20 protein-coding genes are annotated in these 16,774 nt (G+C 63.9%); 15 read left to right on the forward strand and 5 right to left on the reverse strand.

What is annotated here, in order from left to right:
• Positions 1 to 209: 209 nt before the first annotated feature.
• The 3 genes from VF673_RS05135 to rpmE all read right to left on the reverse strand — a co-directional run bounded on the left by VF673_RS05135 (position 210) and on the right by rpmE (position 2,589).
• Positions 210 to 1,472, reverse strand: a complete 1,263-nt coding sequence (locus VF673_RS05135) for a malic enzyme-like NAD(P)-binding protein (RefSeq protein WP_440291152.1) — start codon at positions 1,470 to 1,472, stop codon at positions 210 to 212.
• A 117-nt stretch (positions 1,473 to 1,589) separates the two neighbouring features.
• The gene (locus tag VF673_RS05140; protein ID WP_440291153.1) at positions 1,590 to 2,357 is read right to left on the reverse strand and encodes a thermonuclease family protein; all 768 of its coding nucleotides are present in this window, start codon (positions 2,355 to 2,357) and stop codon (positions 1,590 to 1,592) included.
• Between the two features lie 16 nt (positions 2,358 to 2,373).
• A complete protein-coding gene (gene rpmE, locus VF673_RS05145) occupies positions 2,374 to 2,589 on the reverse strand; it encodes a 50S ribosomal protein L31 (RefSeq protein WP_090540106.1) in 216 nt (71 codons plus the stop codon).
• A gap of 209 nt (positions 2,590 to 2,798) precedes the next feature.
• Here rpmE and VF673_RS05150 point away from each other — a divergent pair, with 209 nt between their 5' ends.
• From VF673_RS05150 to VF673_RS05175, 6 genes are all read left to right on the forward strand, one after another.
• Positions 2,799 to 5,015: a primosomal protein N' gene (locus VF673_RS05150; RefSeq protein ID WP_440291154.1), complete on the forward strand. Its 2,217-nt coding sequence runs from the start codon at positions 2,799 to 2,801 to the stop codon at positions 5,013 to 5,015.
• 104 nt (positions 5,016 to 5,119) lie between these two features.
• Complete coding sequence (gene argS / locus VF673_RS05155) at positions 5,120 to 6,865, forward strand: arginine--tRNA ligase (RefSeq protein ID WP_440291155.1); 1,746 nt, start codon at positions 5,120 to 5,122, stop codon at positions 6,863 to 6,865.
• Between the two features lie 5 nt (positions 6,866 to 6,870).
• Positions 6,871 to 7,464, forward strand: coding sequence for an SPOR domain-containing protein (locus VF673_RS05160; RefSeq protein WP_440291156.1), 594 nt, complete (start codon positions 6,871 to 6,873; stop codon positions 7,462 to 7,464).
• Between the two features lie 137 nt (positions 7,465 to 7,601).
• Positions 7,602 to 8,132, forward strand: coding sequence for an ATP-dependent protease subunit HslV (gene hslV / locus VF673_RS05165; RefSeq protein WP_090540269.1), 531 nt, complete (start codon positions 7,602 to 7,604; stop codon positions 8,130 to 8,132).
• Positions 8,133 to 8,152: 20 nt separating this feature from the next.
• Positions 8,153 to 9,493: an ATP-dependent protease ATPase subunit HslU gene (hslU, locus tag VF673_RS05170; protein ID WP_440291157.1), complete on the forward strand. Its 1,341-nt coding sequence runs from the start codon at positions 8,153 to 8,155 to the stop codon at positions 9,491 to 9,493.
• Between the two features lie 21 nt (positions 9,494 to 9,514).
• Positions 9,515 to 9,895 (forward strand): gamma-butyrobetaine hydroxylase-like domain-containing protein, encoded by a 381-nt coding sequence (locus VF673_RS05175; RefSeq protein ID WP_090540116.1) that lies wholly within the window; start codon positions 9,515 to 9,517, stop codon positions 9,893 to 9,895.
• A 44-nt stretch (positions 9,896 to 9,939) separates the two neighbouring features.
• Here the strand turns inward: VF673_RS05175 and VF673_RS05180 are convergent, their stop codons facing one another.
• Positions 9,940 to 10,215, reverse strand: a complete 276-nt coding sequence (locus VF673_RS05180; RefSeq protein WP_090540118.1) for a polyhydroxyalkanoic acid system family protein — start codon at positions 10,213 to 10,215, stop codon at positions 9,940 to 9,942.
• A 152-nt stretch (positions 10,216 to 10,367) separates the two neighbouring features.
• On the opposite strand from VF673_RS05180, the gene ubiE reads away from it, so the two are divergent.
• The 9 genes from ubiE to VF673_RS05225 are packed head-to-tail and all read left to right on the forward strand — an operon-like array spanning position 10,368 to position 16,195.
• A complete protein-coding gene (ubiE, locus tag VF673_RS05185) occupies positions 10,368 to 11,129 on the forward strand; it encodes a bifunctional demethylmenaquinone methyltransferase/2-methoxy-6-polyprenyl-1,4-benzoquinol methylase UbiE (protein ID WP_090540120.1) in 762 nt (253 codons plus the stop codon).
• A complete protein-coding gene (locus VF673_RS05190) occupies positions 11,129 to 11,749 on the forward strand; it encodes a ubiquinone biosynthesis accessory factor UbiJ (RefSeq protein WP_440291158.1) in 621 nt (206 codons plus the stop codon). The genes ubiE and VF673_RS05190 overlap by 1 nt, the downstream gene beginning before the upstream one ends.
• Positions 11,746 to 13,335, forward strand: coding sequence for a ubiquinone biosynthesis regulatory protein kinase UbiB (ubiB, locus tag VF673_RS05195; RefSeq protein WP_440291159.1), 1,590 nt, complete (start codon positions 11,746 to 11,748; stop codon positions 13,333 to 13,335). The genes VF673_RS05190 and ubiB overlap by 4 nt, the downstream gene beginning before the upstream one ends.
• Before the next feature lie 17 nt (positions 13,336 to 13,352).
• On the forward strand, positions 13,353 to 13,766 hold the full coding sequence (gene hisI, locus VF673_RS05200; RefSeq protein ID WP_440291160.1) for a phosphoribosyl-AMP cyclohydrolase: 414 nt from the start codon (positions 13,353 to 13,355) through the stop codon (positions 13,764 to 13,766).
• Entirely contained in the window at positions 13,747 to 14,091 is a 345-nt protein-coding gene (locus VF673_RS05205; RefSeq protein WP_320331568.1) for a phosphoribosyl-ATP diphosphatase, read from the forward strand. The genes hisI and VF673_RS05205 overlap by 20 nt, the downstream gene beginning before the upstream one ends.
• A gap of 21 nt (positions 14,092 to 14,112) precedes the next feature.
• Positions 14,113 to 14,343, forward strand: a complete 231-nt coding sequence (gene tatA, locus VF673_RS05210; protein WP_090540128.1) for a twin-arginine translocase TatA/TatE family subunit — start codon at positions 14,113 to 14,115, stop codon at positions 14,341 to 14,343.
• A 6-nt stretch (positions 14,344 to 14,349) separates the two neighbouring features.
• A complete protein-coding gene (tatB, locus tag VF673_RS05215; protein WP_090540130.1) occupies positions 14,350 to 14,715 on the forward strand; it encodes a Sec-independent protein translocase protein TatB in 366 nt (121 codons plus the stop codon).
• The gene (gene tatC, locus VF673_RS05220) at positions 14,712 to 15,491 is read left to right on the forward strand and encodes a twin-arginine translocase subunit TatC (protein ID WP_440291161.1); all 780 of its coding nucleotides are present in this window, start codon (positions 14,712 to 14,714) and stop codon (positions 15,489 to 15,491) included. The genes tatB and tatC overlap by 4 nt, the downstream gene beginning before the upstream one ends.
• Positions 15,488 to 16,195: a 16S rRNA (uracil(1498)-N(3))-methyltransferase gene (locus VF673_RS05225; protein WP_320331567.1), complete on the forward strand. Its 708-nt coding sequence runs from the start codon at positions 15,488 to 15,490 to the stop codon at positions 16,193 to 16,195. The genes tatC and VF673_RS05225 overlap by 4 nt, the downstream gene beginning before the upstream one ends.
• Here the strand turns inward: VF673_RS05225 and VF673_RS05230 are convergent, their stop codons facing one another.
• Positions 16,196 to 16,681 carry a winged helix-turn-helix transcriptional regulator gene (locus tag VF673_RS05230; RefSeq protein WP_440291162.1) on the reverse strand — a complete coding sequence of 162 codons (486 nt, stop codon included), beginning with the start codon at positions 16,679 to 16,681 and terminating at the stop codon, positions 16,196 to 16,198. It lies immediately after the preceding gene.
• Positions 16,682 to 16,774 lie beyond the last annotated feature (93 nt).

A 16,774-nucleotide genomic window follows, 5' to 3' on the forward strand; every position in this document is an offset into this window, starting at 1 on the left:
CTGCTCGCTTGCCGTGCCAGGGAGGCGCATTCTACAGGATCAAAACCCCTTGTCAACGCCTTCCGTAAAACCTTTTTCTTCGCCTCGGTGACGGGGTTGAACCGGCCGCCGCGGCGATGAGGTGGCGAATTATAGACCCATTCGCCGCCTCGTCAAGCACCTTTTCAGTGCATTGTTGCGAAGCCCTATCGAGCTTCGCAACGCCACCCTCAGAAGCAGTCTTCGACCGACTTCAGCGGATAGTGTGCCGGGTAGGGCAGACGGGCCACACCGCTGTCGATGGCAGCCTGGGCTACTGCAGCGGGCACCTTCTCGATCAAACGCGCATCCATCGGCTTGGGAATGATGTATTCGCGACCGAATTCCAGGTTCAGACCGCCGTAGGCCTGCATGACGTAATCCGGCACCGGCTCCTTGGCCAGCTCGCGAATCGCGTGCACAGCGGCGATCTTCATTTCCTCGTTGATGCGGCTTGCACGAACATCCAGCGCACCGCGGAAGATGAATGGGAAGCCCAGTACGTTGTTAACCTGGTTGGGGTAGTCGGAGCGACCGGTCGCCATGATCACGTCAGGACGGGAAGCATGGGCCAGCTCCGGGCTGATTTCCGGATCCGGGTTGGAGCAGGCAAAGACGATGGGGTTTTCAGCCATCAGCTTGAGCTCCGCCGGCTGCAGCAGATTCGGACCGGACAGGCCGACGAATACGTCAGCACCCTTGATCGCATCGGTCAGGGTGCGCTTGTCGGTTTCGTTGGCGAAGATGGCCTTGTGTTCGTTCAGGTCATCACGACCGGCATGGATCACGCCCTTGCGATCAACCATGCTGATATTTTCAACAGCAGCACCCAGACTGATGAGCAGCTTCATGCAGGCCACTGCGGCGGCGCCGGCACCCAGGCAGACGATCTTGGCGTCTTCCAGTTTCTTGTCCGCCAGCTCCAGCGCATTGAGCATGGCCGCCGCGGTAACGATGGCGGTACCGTGCTGGTCATCGTGGAACACGGGGATATCGCACTGCTCGATCAGTGCGCGCTCGATCTCGAAGCACTCGGGCGCCTTGATGTCCTCGAGGTTGATACCGCCAAAAGTGCAGGAGATGCGCTTGACTGTATCGATGAAGGCCTGGGGACTTTCCGCCTCGACTTCGATGTCGAATACGTCAACGCCGGCAAAGCGCTTGAACAGTACACCCTTGCCTTCCATTACCGGCTTGGAAGCCAGCGGACCGAGGTTGCCCAGACCGAGAATGGCAGTACCATCAGAGATCACCGCTACCAGGTTGCCCTTGCCGGTGTATTTGAATGCCAGATCTGCGTCCTTGGCAATCTCACGCACAGGCTCAGCAACGCCGGGACTGTAAGCCAGCGCGAGGTCACGCGCAGTAGCGGTAGGCTTGGTCAGTTCGACACTCAGCTTACCCGGACGGGGGTGGGCGTGATATTCGAGTGCATCGGTTCTCAGATCAGACATGATTACAATTCCGGTCAAGTTGCTTATTGTGTTTCCGAACGCTCGAGAATACAGAAAACCCCTACCCCTCACAAGGTCACCGCTGCGCCTGCGATAAAGGGCCGCAACGCCCCGGACCTACTGCAGGAACATCAGCCGGGCTTCGGCCTGCGGGAGCATGTAGCGCTTCTGTCCCGGCCTCGCCCGTCCGCGATCCACCACCCAGCCACGCACTTCCAGCTCGCGTCCCGTTGCACGCAGCAACTGGTCCACCCCGACCATGTCCCGAGGCAGACGCAGAGTAAGCGGCCCATCCATATCCAGCCAGACATGCTCGCGACTGCGACTGATTCGCTCGATCCGACCACGGACAAGCTGGAAACCGGGCCCCACCTGAGCAGCGTGGCGCACGGGAGGGTGCTGCCAGACACCCAGACCACGCTGGCGGGCATGCTGCTCGTGTTGAAGGTGGCACTCCAGCAGACCGGTATTGGGCGGCAGGCCGACAGTGAAACCCAGCCCACGCATCAACAGCCTGGCCTCGATATTGGCGCCGCGGGCATCAAACAGATGACCGAGCGTGCGACCGTACCTGTCCTGCGGCTGCGCGCCGATGATCATGCGCAGTTTCGAGCCGCTGACCAGACGCTGCAGCTCCCGACGCGCCGCCTGGGCATAGGGCTCGGACCGCTGACCGTCGCGCCCCATCTCGGGTGCATTGATCCCGATCAGTCGCACACGCCGGCCATCGGCCAGATCCAGGGTATCGCCATCAATGACACGCTTGCTCGATACCGCCTCGCCGGCGTCCGGCTGACTGCAGTATTCAGCATGGGCCGTCGGAGCCAGTAGCCAGAAAACAAAAAAGGCGCCCCAGAGGGACGCCTTTCCTGATAACAGGGCCATGGTGATGGCGCCGGTCTTACTTCTTGGTGCTGACGGCACCGAAACGCTGGTTGAAGCGCTCGATACGACCGCCGGTGTCCACAACCTTCTGCTTGCCGGTATAGAACGGATGGCAGGCGGAGCAGACGTCCAGATAGATGTTCTTGCCCAGAGTGGAGCGGGTCTTGATCACATTGCCGCAACCACAGGTGGCTTCGATTTCTTCGTATGCAGGATGCAGATTAGCTTTCATGGTCATTCCTCGGTTTTGTGTGCCGCCACCGGACCAACCTGATCAGGCACCGCACTGTGTAATCTACCCGGCACCGAAACAGACACGAATGGACCGGAAAATAGGCCGGCGATAATAACAGAATTCCGCTGGCACGCAAGTACCGCGGTCTACAGGCCGGTCCACCGATGTTACCATCAGCTGTCTGACAGAGAAGGATATCCGCCGACGTGCCAGCTCCGATCATCCAGGTTGCCCTGCCCTCTCCCCTGCGTCGCCTGTTCGATTACCGCGGGCCGGCCGGGGTGCGCGCCGAGCATCTGCCGATTGGTGCCCGGGTCCGGGTCCCCTTCGGCAACCGTCAGCTGGTAGGCCTGATTGCCGGCATCGTCGAGCACTCCAGCGTACCCGCCGGCAAGCTGAAGCAGGCAGCGGAGCTGCTGGACCACCAGTCGCTGCTGCCCGACAGCCTCTGGCAACTGTGCCGCTGGACAGCCAGCTATTATCAGCATGGCCTGGGCGACACCCTGAGCAGCGCGTTGCCCGTGCTGCTGCGCCAGGGCGAGCCGGCAGTGGCACGTCAGGACATGCTCTGGCAACTGCTCCCCGGAGCCTACCCGGAACATCCGGCCATCAGTCGTGCGCCCAAACAGAAACAGGCAGTGCAGACTCTGGCCATGCATCCCCACGGCCTGTCCCACGCCCTGCTCAGCCAGTGGGGGCTGACCCGGGACGCACTGGAATCGCTGGAGCGCAAGGGTCTGGTACAGAGAATCACCCAGTCACCCCACCACAGCAACGAGCCCCGTCCTCTATTAAGGGAGCCGGCGCTGCAACCCAACGACGAACAGCAGGCTGCGCTGGACCGCATCATCGCCGCCGAGGGCTTTCAATGCTGGCTGCTGGAGGGGGTGACCGGCAGTGGCAAGACGGAAGTCTACCTGCAGGCGATCGAACACTGCCTGAAGCGCCAGCGCCAGGCACTGATCCTGATCCCGGAGATCGGCCTGACGCCGCAGACCATGGAGCGCTTCCGACGCCGCTTCAATGTGCCGGTGGTGATCCTGCACTCGGGCCTCAATGACCGCGAGCGTCTGGACGCCTGGATAGCCGCCCGCGACGGCGAGGCGAGCATCGTCATCGGTACCCGCTCGGCCATATTCACACCCCTGGCCAGGCCCGGCCTGATCATCGTTGATGAAGAACACGACCTGTCCTACAAGCAGCAGGACGGCCTGCGCTACAACGCCCGGGACCTGGCGGTCTACCGCGGGCATCTGGAGCAGGTCGGCGTGATCCTCGGCTCTGCCACACCCTCCTTCGAGAGTCTGCACAATGTCCAGCGCGGTCGCTACCAGCTGCTGCGCCTGACGCAACGGGCCGGCAATGCGCAGCCACCCCGCTTCCAGAGTCTGGATATCCGCAGTCGCCCTCTGGAGGGCGGCATGTCCCGCCCACTCATCCAGCTGATGGGCGAGCATCTGCGCCAGGGCAATCAGGTGCTGGTGTTCATCAACCGGCGCGGCTTCGCCCCTACGCTGATGTGTCACGATTGCGGCTGGATGGCCGAGTGCCGGCGCTGCGATGCACGCATGACCCTGCACCAGTTCCCGCCGCAGCTGCATTGCCACCACTGCGGCAGTCAGCGGCCCGTCGACCGCACCTGCCCCTCCTGCCAGGGCGAGCAGCTGCGCCCGGTGGGCGCGGGTACCGAGCGCACCGAAGAGCATCTGATCAGCTGCTTTCCGGACTTCCCGGTTTTGCGCATCGACCGCGATACCATGGGCCGCAAGCAGGCCATGCAGGAAATGCTTGCGCGCATCCACAGCGGCGAACCCTGCGTGCTGGTCGGCACCCAGATGCTCGCCAAGGGGCATCACTTCCCGGACGTGACCCTGGTGGCAATCCTGGATGCCGATGGTGGCCTGTTTTCCGCGGACTTCCGCGGCCCGGAACGCATGGCCCAGCAGATCATCCAGGTGGCCGGGCGCGCCGGACGCGCCAGCAAGCCCGGACAGGTCATCATCCAGACCCACATGGCCGAACACCCGCTGCTGCTGGATCTGGTCGAGCATGACTATGCCCGCTTCGCCGAACGGGAGCTGGCCGCGCGTCAGCAGGCCGGACTGCCGCCCTACAGTTTCACCGCTCTGCTGCGCGCAGAGGCCAATGACCTGGCCCAGACTGACGCCTTTCTCGACGGCGCGGTGGAGCTGGCCGACGGGCTGCTTGCCCGCCACCGGATCCAGGGCGTCGAGCTGCTCGGACCGGTACCTTCGCCGATGGAGCGCCGGGCCGGACGCTACCGCGCCCAGCTGCTGATCCTGGCCACCCAGCGCTCGGCGCTGCACCAGCTGCTGCACCTGCTGCTGGTCGAACTGGAGCAACAACCCCAGGCGCGGCGGGTACGCTGGTCGATTGATGTCGACCCGATGGACATGTTCTAGTTAAGCTGCAGCCACACCTGACATGCACAGGGATTTGGCAAGCCTGCGGTTAAGTCGGATAATGTCGGGTTTTCCACAGGCCGTAGCCGGAATCCATAGCACCCATGAAAAATCTCCTCAGCCAGTTGCTCGCCAGCGCCATCAGCACCCTGCAGACCGAAGGCGTGCTGCCCACCGATATCAGTCCCAACATCCAGGTGGAAACCGCCCGCGACAAGAGCCACGGCGACTTTGCCAGCAACCTGGCCATGGCCCTGGCCAAGCCCGCCGGCATGAAGCCCCGTGACCTGGCCGAGAAGATCATCGCCGCCCTGCCGCCCAGCGAGGCCGTGGCCCAGGTCAGCATTGCCGGCCCCGGCTTCATCAACTTCTTCCAGGACCGCGCCTGGCTGGCCCGCCAGCTGCAGCAGGCGCTGGACGATGAGCGGCTGAACGTCCCGGCAGCCGACCCTGCCCTGCGGGTGGTGGTGGACTACTCCTCGCCCAACCTGGCCAAGGAGATGCATGTCGGCCACCTGCGCTCGACCATCATCGGCGATGCGGTGGCCCGGGTGCTCGAGTTCCTCGGCCATACCGTGATCCGCCAGAACCACGTGGGCGACTGGGGCACCCAGTTCGGCATGCTGCTGGCCTATCTGGAAGAGAACCCGGCGACCGCCGAAGCGGAACTGGGTGATCTGGAGAATTTCTACCGCCAGGCCAAGAAGCGCTTTGATGAAAGCCCCGAATTTGCCGATCGCGCGCGCGAGCGGGTGGTCCAGCTGCAGGCCGGCGACGAGGAGTGCCTGGCTCTGTGGCGGCGCTTCAACGATATCTCCCTGGGCCATTGCCAGGCGGTGTATGACCGCCTGGGCGTCAGCCTGACGCCTGCCGATGTGCGCGGCGAGAGCGCCTACAACGATCAGCTGGCCGATGTGGTCGACAGCCTGCAGCAGCGTGGCCTGCTCACCGAAAGCGAAGGCGCGCGCTGCGTGTTCCTCGACGAGTTCAGAACCAGCGAGGACAAGCCCCTGCCGGTGATCGTCCAGAAGGCCGGCGGCGGCTACCTGTATGCCACCACTGATCTGGCTGCCATGCGCTACCGCCACCAGGTGCTGAACGCCGACCGGGTCCTGTACTTCGTCGACCAACGCCAGGCCCTGCACTTCCAGCAGGTCTTCGCCGTGGCACGCAAGGCCGGCTTCGTACCCGAGGCAATGCAGCTCGAGCACATGGGCTTCGGCACCATGAACGGCGCCGATGGCAAACCCTTCAAGACCCGCGATGGCGGCACCGTGAAGCTGATCGACCTGCTGGACGAAGCGGAGCAACGCGCCTATCAGCTGGTTCAGGAGAAAAATCCCGAGCTGGAGCCGGCCGAGCTGCGGCAGATCGCCCGGGCAGTCGGCATTGGCGCGGTCAAATATGCCGACCTGTCCAAGCACCGCAGCAGCGATTACAACTTCAACTTCGATCAGATGCTCAGCTTCGAGGGCAACACCGCACCCTACCTGATGTATGCCTATACCCGGGTCGCCAGCGTGTTCCGCCGCATCGACCGCGACATGCATAAACTGGATGATCTGGCCCCACTGGTGCTGGAACAGGAAGCGGAGATCGACCTGGCTGCGCACCTGGCCCAGTTCGGCAACCTGCTGCAGTATGTGGCCCGTGAAGGTACCCCCCACACCCTGTGCCATTACCTGTATGAGCTGGCCGGACGCTTTTCCGGCTTCTACGAGAACTGTCCGATCCTGGCTGCCGAGCAGCCCGCCCAGCGCGACAGCCGGCTGCGCCTGGCTGCGCTGACTGGACGAACCCTGCAGCAGGGCCTTAACCTGCTGGGTATTACCACCCTGGAGCGCATGTAACCTGCATGGCCAAAGCACGTAAAGCCCCCCGCCGCGGCGCCAGCCGGGCCAGTCCGAAATCCGGCCCGCGGGTGCCGGTATGGCTGATCGCCTGTTGCGTGGCCGTGGTCGGCCTGTTCGTCGCCTTCCTGTTTACCCTGGAACCGGGGCAGGACAGCGTCAAGCGGGATACCGTGGTCACCCCGCCTGCCCCCAAGGCCGAGCCACCCCGGCGCCAGAGCCCGAGCTACGATTTCTACACCCTGCTGCCGGAATCGGAAGTGGTGTCACCCGGTCGTCGACCCGAGCCACCCCCGCCGCCACCGCCGCCCGCGCAGCCGCCGACGAGCAAGCCTGAACAGGCGGCAGCCCCCACCACCCAGTATTTTCTCCAGGCAGGCTCTTTCCGCCAGCGCAGTGAGGCAGACCGGGTACGTGCGCAGATCATTCTGATGGGGCTGGATGCCCGGCTCGAGGATGCCAAACTGGCCAATGGCGAAGTCTGGCACCGGGTTCAGGTGGGCCCCTTCACCGACCAGTCGCGGCTGGCCCAAGCCGAGCGCACCCTGTCCGGCAACGGCTTCAGCAACCTGTTGCGCCGGCAGCGCAGCGTTCGCTGAGTCCGTACATCGGCGACCATATGGCCGCCGATCTTTGCTCCATCCCGCTTGAATTCATCCTTCAGCATCCCCAGATAAGCCTCAAAGACAGCGCGCCCGTCGTGCTGCATTCCCTGAACAGCCAACAGGAGCTGCGCGTGACTACAATTGTTTCAGTACGCCGCCACGGCAAGGTGGTCATCGGTGGCGATGGCCAGGTTTCCCTGGGCAACACCGTCATGAAAGGCAACGCCCGCAAGGTGCGCCGTCTGTATCACGACAAGGTGATCGCCGGCTTTGCCGGGGGCACGGCCGATGCCTTCACCCTGTTCGAACATTTCGAAGCCCAGCTGGAGAAGCACCAGGGTCATCTGGTACGTGCCGCCGTGGAAATGGCCAAGGAGTGGCGTACCGATCGCACCCTGCGCCGGCTGGAGGCGCTGCTGGCGGTCGCCAACAAGGATGCCTCGCTGATCATTACCGGCAACGGCGATGTCCTCGAGCCCGAGGAGGGTCTGATCGCGATCGGTTCCGGGGGGCCCTATGCCCAGTCCGCCGCCCGCGCCCTGCTACGCCATACCGATCTGTCCGCCCGGGAAATCGTCGAGTCCAGCCTGGGTATTGCCGGCGAGATCTGCATCTATACCAACCAGAATCAGACTATCGAGGAGCTGGACGCCGATACCTGAGGCGGCCGGAAGCAAAACACATGTCCATGACACCCCGTGAAATCGTCCATGAACTGGACCGCCACATCATCGGCCAGCAGGATGCCAAGCGCGCCGTGGCCATTGCCCTGCGCAACCGCTGGCGTCGGCAGCAGCTGCCCGAGCATCTGCGCCAGGAAGTGACACCGAAGAACATCCTCATGATCGGGCCGACCGGCGTCGGCAAGACCGAGATCGCCCGTCGCCTGGCACGCCTGGCCCAGGCCCCCTTCATCAAGGTGGAGGCGACCAAGTTCACCGAGGTCGGCTACGTGGGCCGCGATGTGGAATCCATCATCCGCGATCTGGTCGATGCGTCGCTGAAGATGCTGCGCCAGCAGGAAATGGAGAAGGTCGGCCATCGCGCCGAGGATGCCGCCGAGGAACGCATCCTCGATGCGCTGCTGCCTCCGCCCCGCCAGGGCACCGGCGAGGAGCCGGCGCGGGAGGACTCCAGCACCCGCCAGCTGTTTCGCAAGCGCCTGCGCGAGGGTCAGCTGGACGACAAGGAGATCGATATCGAGGTGGCCGACGCGCCGGTGGGTGTGGAGATCATGGCACCGCCGGGCATGGAAGAGATGACCAGCCAGCTGCAGAACATGTTCTCCGGCTTCGGCAAGGGGCGGCGCAAGACCCGCAAGCTCAAGGTGCGGGAAGCCTTCAAGTTGATCCGCGACGAGGAAGCTGCGCGCCTGGTCAACGAGGAGGATCTGAAGGCCCGTGCCATCGAGGCCGCCGAGCAGAACGGCATCGTCTTCCTCGACGAGATCGACAAGGTCAGCAAGCGCGCCAACAGCGGCAGCGGTGCCGATGTGTCCCGCGAGGGTGTGCAGCGTGACTTGCTGCCATTGATCGAGGGCTGCACGGTGAACACCAAGTTCGGCATGGTCCGCACCGACCACATCCTGTTCATTGCCTCGGGCGCCTTCCACCTGACCAAGCCGTCGGATCTGATCCCGGAACTGCAGGGCCGCCTGCCTATCCGCGTGGAACTCCAGTCCCTGACCCCGGAGGACTTCAAGCGCATCCTCACCGAGCCCCATGCGTCCCTGACCGAGCAGTACCGCGCCCTGCTCAAGACCGAGGGCCTGGAGGTCGAGTTCGCCGAGGACGCCATTGCCCGTCTGGCGGAGATCGCCTGGCAGGTCAATGAGAAGACCGAAAACATCGGTGCCCGCCGCCTGCACACGGTGCTCGAGCGCCTGCTGGAGGAGCTGTCCTTCAGCGCCGGGGATCTGGCTTCCAAGCAGGAGGGCAAGCCCCTGGTGATCGACGCCGCCTACGTGAATCAGCATCTGGGCGAGCTGGCGGTCAACGAAGACCTGTCGCGTTACATCCTCTGACCCGAGTGGAATCGATCAGCCATGAGCAGCCCCATCCCCACCGGCATCAAGTTGCGCAAGGCGTCACGCACGCTGGAACTGGAGTATGCCGACGGTACCCGTTTCAGCCTGCCGGCGGAGTTTCTGCGGGTGCATTCGCCCTCGGCGGAGGTGCAGGGCCATGGTCAACCGATTCTGCAGACCGGCAAGCAGAATGTTGCCCTGGTGGGCCTTGAGCCCGCCGGCAACTATGCGCTCAAGCTGGTGTTCGACGATGGCCACGACAGCGGCCTGTACAGCTGGGACTACCTCTACCGGCTCGGGCAGGATCAGGACCGACTGTGGCAGGAGTATCTGGACCGGCTGCGCCGGGCCGGCGCCAGCCGCGACCCGGATGTTTCCGTGGTCCGCATCCTGCCCTAGCAACCCGGGCAGCGGGCCCGCAGGAGGGGGCGGGCCCTGCCGGATCAGACCAGATAGCGGTTGAGCGCCTTCTCGATCTCGCCCTTGACCATGCCGGCCATCGGCGACAGCATCATGCCGAGCTTGACTGCCACGCGCACGCTGTCCTCGCCGACCAGGATGCTGCCATCCACACCGCTGCGCTGGAACGTCAGCTCGTCATCCTGCCAGCGGCACTCGGCCCCCAGCTTGGTGGCCAGCTTGTCCGCCATCTTCTGCGCTCGCACCTTGGCCTCCTCCTTGCCCAGTGCATGCTCGCGGGTAATTTCCACTGTTGCCATGATTTTCCCTTCTGAGATGTGAAAAAGGTGCATAGCATGCCGCAATACACGCATATGCGACAGCCTGTCCTATCATACAGTTGCTTGTCGCTGCCTTCGGCGCGGCAAATACAGGTAGAATGGCCATTCAACTTGCCAGGGCAGATGCTTCCATGACTGATAAATCCAGCTCAGATCGCACCACTCACTTCGGCTTCCAGACTGTTTCCGAGTCGGAGAAGGCCGGCAAGGTGGCCGAGGTATTCCACTCGGTGGCAGCCAAGTACGACCTGATGAACGATCTCATGTCCGGCGGCATCCATCGCCTGTGGAAGCGTTTCACCATCGAACTTTCCGGCGTGCGGCCCGGCAACCGGGTACTGGACATCGCCGGCGGCACCGGTGACCTGACCCGCAAGTTTTCCAGCCTGGTCGGTCCCACCGGCGAGGTTGTACTGGCCGACATCAACGCCTCCATGCTCAAGGTCGGTCGTGACCGCCTGCTGGACAAGGGCGTGGCGGGCAATGTTCGCTTCGTTCAGGCCGACGCCGAGAAGCTGCCCTTCCCGGACAACCATTTCGACTGCATTACCATCGCCTTCGGCCTGCGCAACGTGACCCACAAGGAAGACGCCATCGCCTCCATGCTGCGGGTGCTCAAGCCCGGGGGCCGACTGCTGGTGCTGGAGTTCTCCAAACCGGGCAACGAACTGCTGTCCAAGGCCTACGACCGCTATTCTTTCACCATGCTGCCGCTGATGGGCCGCCTCATCACAGGGGATGCCGACAGCTACCGCTATCTGGCGGAGTCCATCCGCATGCATCCGGATCAGGAAACCCTCAAGGGCATGATGGAAGAGGCCGGCTTTGCCCGGGTTACCTACCACAACATGACCGGCGGCATCGTCGCCCTGCACCGGGGTATCAAGCCCTGATGCCCAGCCGTCTTCTGCTGGCCGGGGTCGAACGCAGTCTGCAGCTGGCCATTCAGCAGGACCCCCTGACCGCCCGACGGTTGGCGGCACTGCAGGGCCGGGTCATCCTGATCCGCAGCCGCCAGCCGAGCCTGTCGGTGTACCTGCTGCCGGGGGCGGATGGGCTGCGCCTGAGCAGCGAGCACCATGCCGAGGTCGACTGCAGCCTCAGCGCACCGGCGAGCCTGCTGGCACGTCTGGCCCTGAGCAGTGATCGGCAGCAACTGCTGCAGGCGCCGGAACTGGAGCTCAGCGGTGATACCCAGGTACTGGTGCAGCTGCAGAATATCTTTGCCGACCTGCGGATCGATGGCGAGGCGGCGCTGGCGCGCTGGCTTGGCCCGGTGGCGGCGCATGCCATAGGTCGTGTGGCCCGCCAGGGTCGCAACTGGCTCGGCACCAGCCAGGCCAGCCTGGAGCAGGCCGTGGCCGACTACCTGACCGAGGAAGGCCGTCAGCTGGTCGGGCGCGCCGAGGCGGATGTGGCTGCCGCGCAGATTCACGAGCTGCGCCTGCAACTGGATCGACTGGACGCGCGAGTACAGCGTCTGTCGCACCCCGATACTGGATCCGATGCATGAACCTGACTGCCTTCCTGCGCCTGTTTCGCATTCTGCTGGTGTTCACCCGCTACCGCCTGGACCAGATCCTGGCTCCCCTACCGCTGCCCTGGTACATGCGCCTGCTGCTGATCGGCCCCTGGAAGCTGTACCCCGCCCCCAGGGACCTCAGCCGCGGCGCCCGCCTGCGTCTGGCCTTCGAGAACCTGGGGCCGGTGTTCATCAAGTTCGGCCAGATCCTCTCCACCCGGCGCGACCTGCTGCCCGATGACATCGCCACCGAGCTGGCCTTCCTGCAGGACAAGGTTCCGCCCTTCGCCCCGGCCGAGGCCCGCCAGCGCATCGAGGAACAGCTGGGCGTCTCCATTGCCGAGGCCTTTGCCGAATTTTCTGACGAGCCATTGGCCTCTGCCTCGGTGGCCCAGGTACACAGCGCCCGGTTGCACGACGGCAGTGAGGTGGTGGTCAAGGTGGTGCGCCCGGGTATCGAGGATGTCATCCATCAGGACATCCAGTGGCTGTACCTGGCTGCCCGCACCCTGGAGAAGGTCTCGCGCGAGGGTCGTCGACTGCGCCCGGTCGAGGTGGTACGGGATTACGAGCAGACCATCTTCGACGAGCTGGATCTGTATCGCGAAGCGGCCAACGCCTCACTGCTCAAGCGCAACTTCCAGGATTCACCGGTACTCTACGTGCCGAAGATCTACTGGGACTGGTGCCGCCACAAGGTACTGGTGATGGAGCGCATCAGTGGCGTCCCGGTCACCGACATCCAGGCATTGCGCGCCCAGGGTACCGACATGAAGAAGCTCGCCGAGCGTGGTGTCGAGGTGTTCTTTGCCCAGGTGTTTCGCGACAGCTTCTTCCATGCCGACATGCATCCGGGCAACATCTTCGTCGCCCACGGCAGCCCGGACGAGCCCCAGTACATCGCCATCGACTTCGGCATCGTCGGCAGCCTGACCCCCGAGGACCAGACCTATCTGGCGCGCAACCTGATGGCCTTCTTCAAGCGTGACTACCGTCGGGTGGCCCAGCTGCACATCGATTCCGGCTGGGTACCACCGGAGACCCGGGTCAACGAATTCGAAGCGGCCATCCGCAGTGTCTGTGAGCCCATCTTCGAGCGCCCGCTGAAGGACATCTCCTTCGGTCAGTTGCTGCTGCGGCTGTTCCAGACCGCCCGCCGCTTCAACATGGAAGTGCAGCCCCAGCTGGTCCTGCTGCAGAAGACCCTGCTCAACATCGAGGGTCTGGGACGTCAGCTGTATCCGGAGCTGGACCTGTGGCGCACCGGCAAGCCCTATCTGGAGCGCTGGATGCGCGAGCGCGCAGGTCCCCGTCATCAGTGGCAGAACCTGCGCCAGCATATGGAGCGCATACCGCCGCTGTTGCAGACAACCCACCGGGCGCTGGACAATATTGCCCAATGGGAGCACCATCCGCGGACACACCGCAAGGATGCCCTCGCCCTGCGCCTGCTGGGCGCCGCCCTGATTGCACTGGGGGCCGGCACTCTGGGCGCCGACCCGAATACCTGGGCCCAGACCCAGCCGGTCCACTGGCTGTCTCTGGCCGCCGGCGTCTGGCTGGTACTGCGCCGCTGACCCATTCCGACATGACCATGACCGATACACACACCGAGACCAGCTGGCTGGACAGCATCAAATGGGATGCCAGCGGCCTGATTCCCGCCATCGCCCAGGACCACGAGACCGGCCGGGTACTCATGGTGGCCTGGATGAACCGCGAGGCCCTGCAGCTCACCGTGCAGGAGAACCGTGCCATCTACTGGTCACGATCCCGTGGCAAACTGTGGCGCAAGGGCGAGGAGTCCGGTCACGTGCAGATACTGCACGAGCTGCGCCTGGACTGCGACAGCGACGTGATCATCATGCAGGTCGAGCAGCGGGGCGGCATTGCCTGCCATACCGGCCGCCAGAGCTGCTTCTACAAGATTTACCGCAACGGGCAATGGGTGGACAGCGATCCCGTCCTGCGCAATCCGGAAGACATCTATGAACACAAGCACAACTGATACCCTGCAGCGCCTGGCCGAGGTGCTGGAGCAGCGCAAGCAGGCCTCCGCGGAGAGTTCCTACGTGGCCAGCCTGCACGCCAAGGGACTGAACAAGATCCTCGAGAAGGTTGGCGAGGAATGTACCGAAACGCTGCTGGCGGCCAAGGATTGTCAGCATGGCGGCGACACTCAGGAGCTGATTTATGAAACCGCCGATCTGTGGTTTCATAGCCTGGTCATGCTCAGTCACCTGGGCCTTGGCCCGGACGATGTCCTGAAAGAACTGGAAAGGCGTTTTGACTTGTCCGGCCTGGCCGAGAAAGCAGCGCGTGTCACTAAGTAGGGCGATGCCCCGGAGGTAAAGATGGGTTTTGGTGGAATCAGTATCTGGCAACTGGCAATCATCCTGCTGATCGTGATCCTGCTGTTCGGCACCAAGCGGCTGAAGGGCATCGGCTCCGATGTCGGCGAGGCCATCAAGGGCTTCCGCAAATCGATGAACGATGATGACAAGCCCTCCGTGGAGCAGCGCAAGGGCGAGACCCTGGATGTGCAGGCGGAGAAGAAGACGGAATCCACGTCGCACAAGGACTGATGGTCCATGTTTGATCTCGGTTTTCTGGAAATGGTGGTGGTCGCCGTGGTCGCCCTGCTGGTGCTCGGCCCCGACAAGCTGCCGGGCGCCGTGCGCACGGTCGGTCTCTACGTCGGCCGCATCAAGCGTGGCATGGCGGAGGTACGCAGCCAGGTGGAGCGGGAAATCGGCGCCGATGAACTGCGCCAGACCCTGCATAACGAGAAGATCATGGCCGATCTGGCGAAACAGTCGACGACCTCCAACGTCAAGCGCACCCAGCCCGACGCTACCGCTGCGGCACCCACAGCCGATGCCGCTGCGCCGAGCGCCGAGGCCGTCGAACCGGCGCCCGGCGCACCGTCCACCGATGACCCGGCCCCACGCCCATGAGTGATCAACTGCCCCCCGAGCACAACGACAGCCACATGCCGCTGGTTGCTCACCTGACCGAACTGCGTTCGCGCCTGTTGCGCATCGTGGCGATCTGGCTGCTGATCTTCCTCGGCCTGTTCTACTTCGCCAACGACCTGTATACCTTCCTGTCGGAGCCGCTGCGCGCCTTCCTCCCGGAAGGCACCAGCATGATCGCCACGGACGTCGCCTCGCCGTTTCTGACGCCCTTCAAGCTGGCCCTGATCAGCGCCCTGTTCCTGGCCATGCCCTTTGTACTGCACCAGTTCTGGGGCTTCATCGCACCGGGGCTGTACAAGCACGAGAAACGCATCGCCCTGCCGCTGCTGGCGTCGAGCATCATCCTGTTCTACGCCGGCATGGCCTTCGCCTACTTCGTGGTGTTTCCGCTGATCTTCGGCTTCTTCACCAGCGTGGCCCCGGAGGGGGTGGCGGTGATGACCGATATCAGCTCCTACCTCGACTTCGTGATGACCCTGTTTCTGGCCTTCGGCCTGTCCTTCGAGATTCCGGTCGCAACGGTATTGCTGGTACTGGCCGGGGTGGTCGATGTCGCCCGCCTGAAGCGCATCCGTGGGTACGTGGTAGTCGGATGCTTCGTCATCGGCATGCTGCTGACCCCGCCGGACGTCATCTCCCAGACCATGCTGGCGCTGCCCATGTGGCTGCTGTATGAGGTAGGTATCCTGTTTGCCGGCTTCCTCAAGCCGGTTCAGCGCGATACTTCCGGACAGGATGACAGCGCCGGCGCATGAACCTGCTGCTGCTGGATGAGCCCGATTTTGTGTCGGCCGACCGTGTGCTGCTGCGGGGCAGGCGCCTGCAGCACATGCGCGAGATCCATCAGGCCAACCCGGGCGACAGCCTGCGGGTCGGCCTGATCGGCGGCCTGATGGGCAGCGGCCGGATCCTCTCGCTGACTGCGCAACAGGCCGAACTCGAGGTCAGCCTCGACCAGCCACCGCCACCGAAGCTGCCCCTTACCCTGCTGCTGGCCATGCCCCGGCCCAAGATGTTCCGCCGCATACTGCAACACTGTGCCACCCTGGGCGTGGCGCAGATAGTGCTGCTCAACAGCTACCGGGTGGAAAAGAGCTTCTGGCAGACGCCCTTCCTGCAGCCGGACAGCATCCGCGAGAATCTGCTGCTGGGCCTGGAGCAGGCGCGGGATACCGTGCTGCCCGAGCTGCACATCGAGAAACGCTTCAAGCCCTTCGTCGAGGATCGACTGCCGGAGCTGCTCGGCGACAGTCTGGGCCTGGTGGCCCACCCCGGTGACTATCCACCCTGCCCCAGGGCAGTCGACGGCGCAGTCACCCTGGCCATAGGCCCCGAGGGCGGCTGGATAGCCTACGAGGTGGACAAGCTGATCGAAGCCGGGCTGCAACCGGTACAGCTGGGCGAGCGCATCCTGCGCGTGGAAACCGCCGTCACTGCGCTGCTCGCCCGATTGGGGTGATCAGCGCACCTGGGGCAGCACTTCCTCCACCCGGTCGCCCCAACCCTCGCCGGGCTCCACCCGTATATCCCGCGCACTCACCTGTTCACCGCATTCCGAGCAGCTGATGAGCGGCCGCATGACCTGACCACAGCCCTTGTGCACGTGACGCACCGGCGCTCCTCGCTCATCAGCCATGTGCCGGTCGCCCCAGCTGACCAGCGCCAGGATCACCCCATGCAGGTCCAGCCCCCGCTCGGTGAGTCGATACTCCTCGCGCAGTGGCCGCTGCTGGTAGGGCACCTTGATCAGTACGCCATGGTCGACCAGCTTCTTCAGGCGGTCAGCCAGTACATGCCGGGTGATGCCCAGGCGCTTCTCGAACTCGTCGAAACGCCGGATCCCCAGAAAACAGTCACGCAGCACCAGCAGGGTCCAGCGATCGCCGACCACCGCCAGGGTACGTGCCAGGGAGCACGGCTGCTGATCCAGTTCTTCCCAACGCATGACAGTTCTCCTCATCCGAGTGTCACAGCATAGCTTGACAAGTTCTTTAAAGGAACCGACTATTCAGTTAGTTCCTTAAAAGAACCCATAACA

Source organism: Halopseudomonas sp. Lyrl_26 (assembly GCF_051948695.1).
GTDB classification, from domain to species: Bacteria; Pseudomonadota; Gammaproteobacteria; order Pseudomonadales; family Pseudomonadaceae; genus Halopseudomonas; species Halopseudomonas formosensis.

Coding starts and splice junctions, on each gene's coding strand:
- VF673_RS05135 (WP_440291152.1), bottom strand. CDS start 1,472: ATGTCTGATCTGAGAACCGATGCACTCGAATATCACGCCCACCCCCGT.
- VF673_RS05140 (WP_440291153.1), bottom strand. CDS start 2,357: ATGGCCCTGTTATCAGGAAAGGCGTCCCTCTGGGGCGCCTTTTTTGTT.
- rpmE (WP_090540106.1), bottom strand. CDS start 2,589: ATGAAAGCTAATCTGCATCCTGCATACGAAGAAATCGAAGCCACCTGT.
- argS (WP_440291155.1), top strand. CDS start 5,120: ATGAAAAATCTCCTCAGCCAGTTGCTCGCCAGCGCCATCAGCACCCTG.
- VF673_RS05160 (WP_440291156.1), top strand. CDS start 6,871: ATGGCCAAAGCACGTAAAGCCCCCCGCCGCGGCGCCAGCCGGGCCAGT.
- hslU (WP_440291157.1), top strand. CDS start 8,153: ATGTCCATGACACCCCGTGAAATCGTCCATGAACTGGACCGCCACATC.
- VF673_RS05175 (WP_090540116.1), top strand. CDS start 9,515: ATGAGCAGCCCCATCCCCACCGGCATCAAGTTGCGCAAGGCGTCACGC.
- VF673_RS05180 (WP_090540118.1), bottom strand. CDS start 10,215: ATGGCAACAGTGGAAATTACCCGCGAGCATGCACTGGGCAAGGAGGAG.
- ubiE (WP_090540120.1), top strand. CDS start 10,368: ATGACTGATAAATCCAGCTCAGATCGCACCACTCACTTCGGCTTCCAG.
- VF673_RS05190 (WP_440291158.1), top strand. CDS start 11,129: ATGCCCAGCCGTCTTCTGCTGGCCGGGGTCGAACGCAGTCTGCAGCTG.
- ubiB (WP_440291159.1), top strand. CDS start 11,746: ATGAACCTGACTGCCTTCCTGCGCCTGTTTCGCATTCTGCTGGTGTTC.
- hisI (WP_440291160.1), top strand. CDS start 13,353: ATGACCGATACACACACCGAGACCAGCTGGCTGGACAGCATCAAATGG.
- VF673_RS05205 (WP_320331568.1), top strand. CDS start 13,747: ATGAACACAAGCACAACTGATACCCTGCAGCGCCTGGCCGAGGTGCTG.
- tatA (WP_090540128.1), top strand. CDS start 14,113: ATGGGTTTTGGTGGAATCAGTATCTGGCAACTGGCAATCATCCTGCTG.
- tatB (WP_090540130.1), top strand. CDS start 14,350: ATGTTTGATCTCGGTTTTCTGGAAATGGTGGTGGTCGCCGTGGTCGCC.
- tatC (WP_440291161.1), top strand. CDS start 14,712: ATGAGTGATCAACTGCCCCCCGAGCACAACGACAGCCACATGCCGCTG.
- VF673_RS05225 (WP_320331567.1), top strand. CDS start 15,488: ATGAACCTGCTGCTGCTGGATGAGCCCGATTTTGTGTCGGCCGACCGT.
- VF673_RS05230 (WP_440291162.1), bottom strand. CDS start 16,681: ATGCGTTGGGAAGAACTGGATCAGCAGCCGTGCTCCCTGGCACGTACC.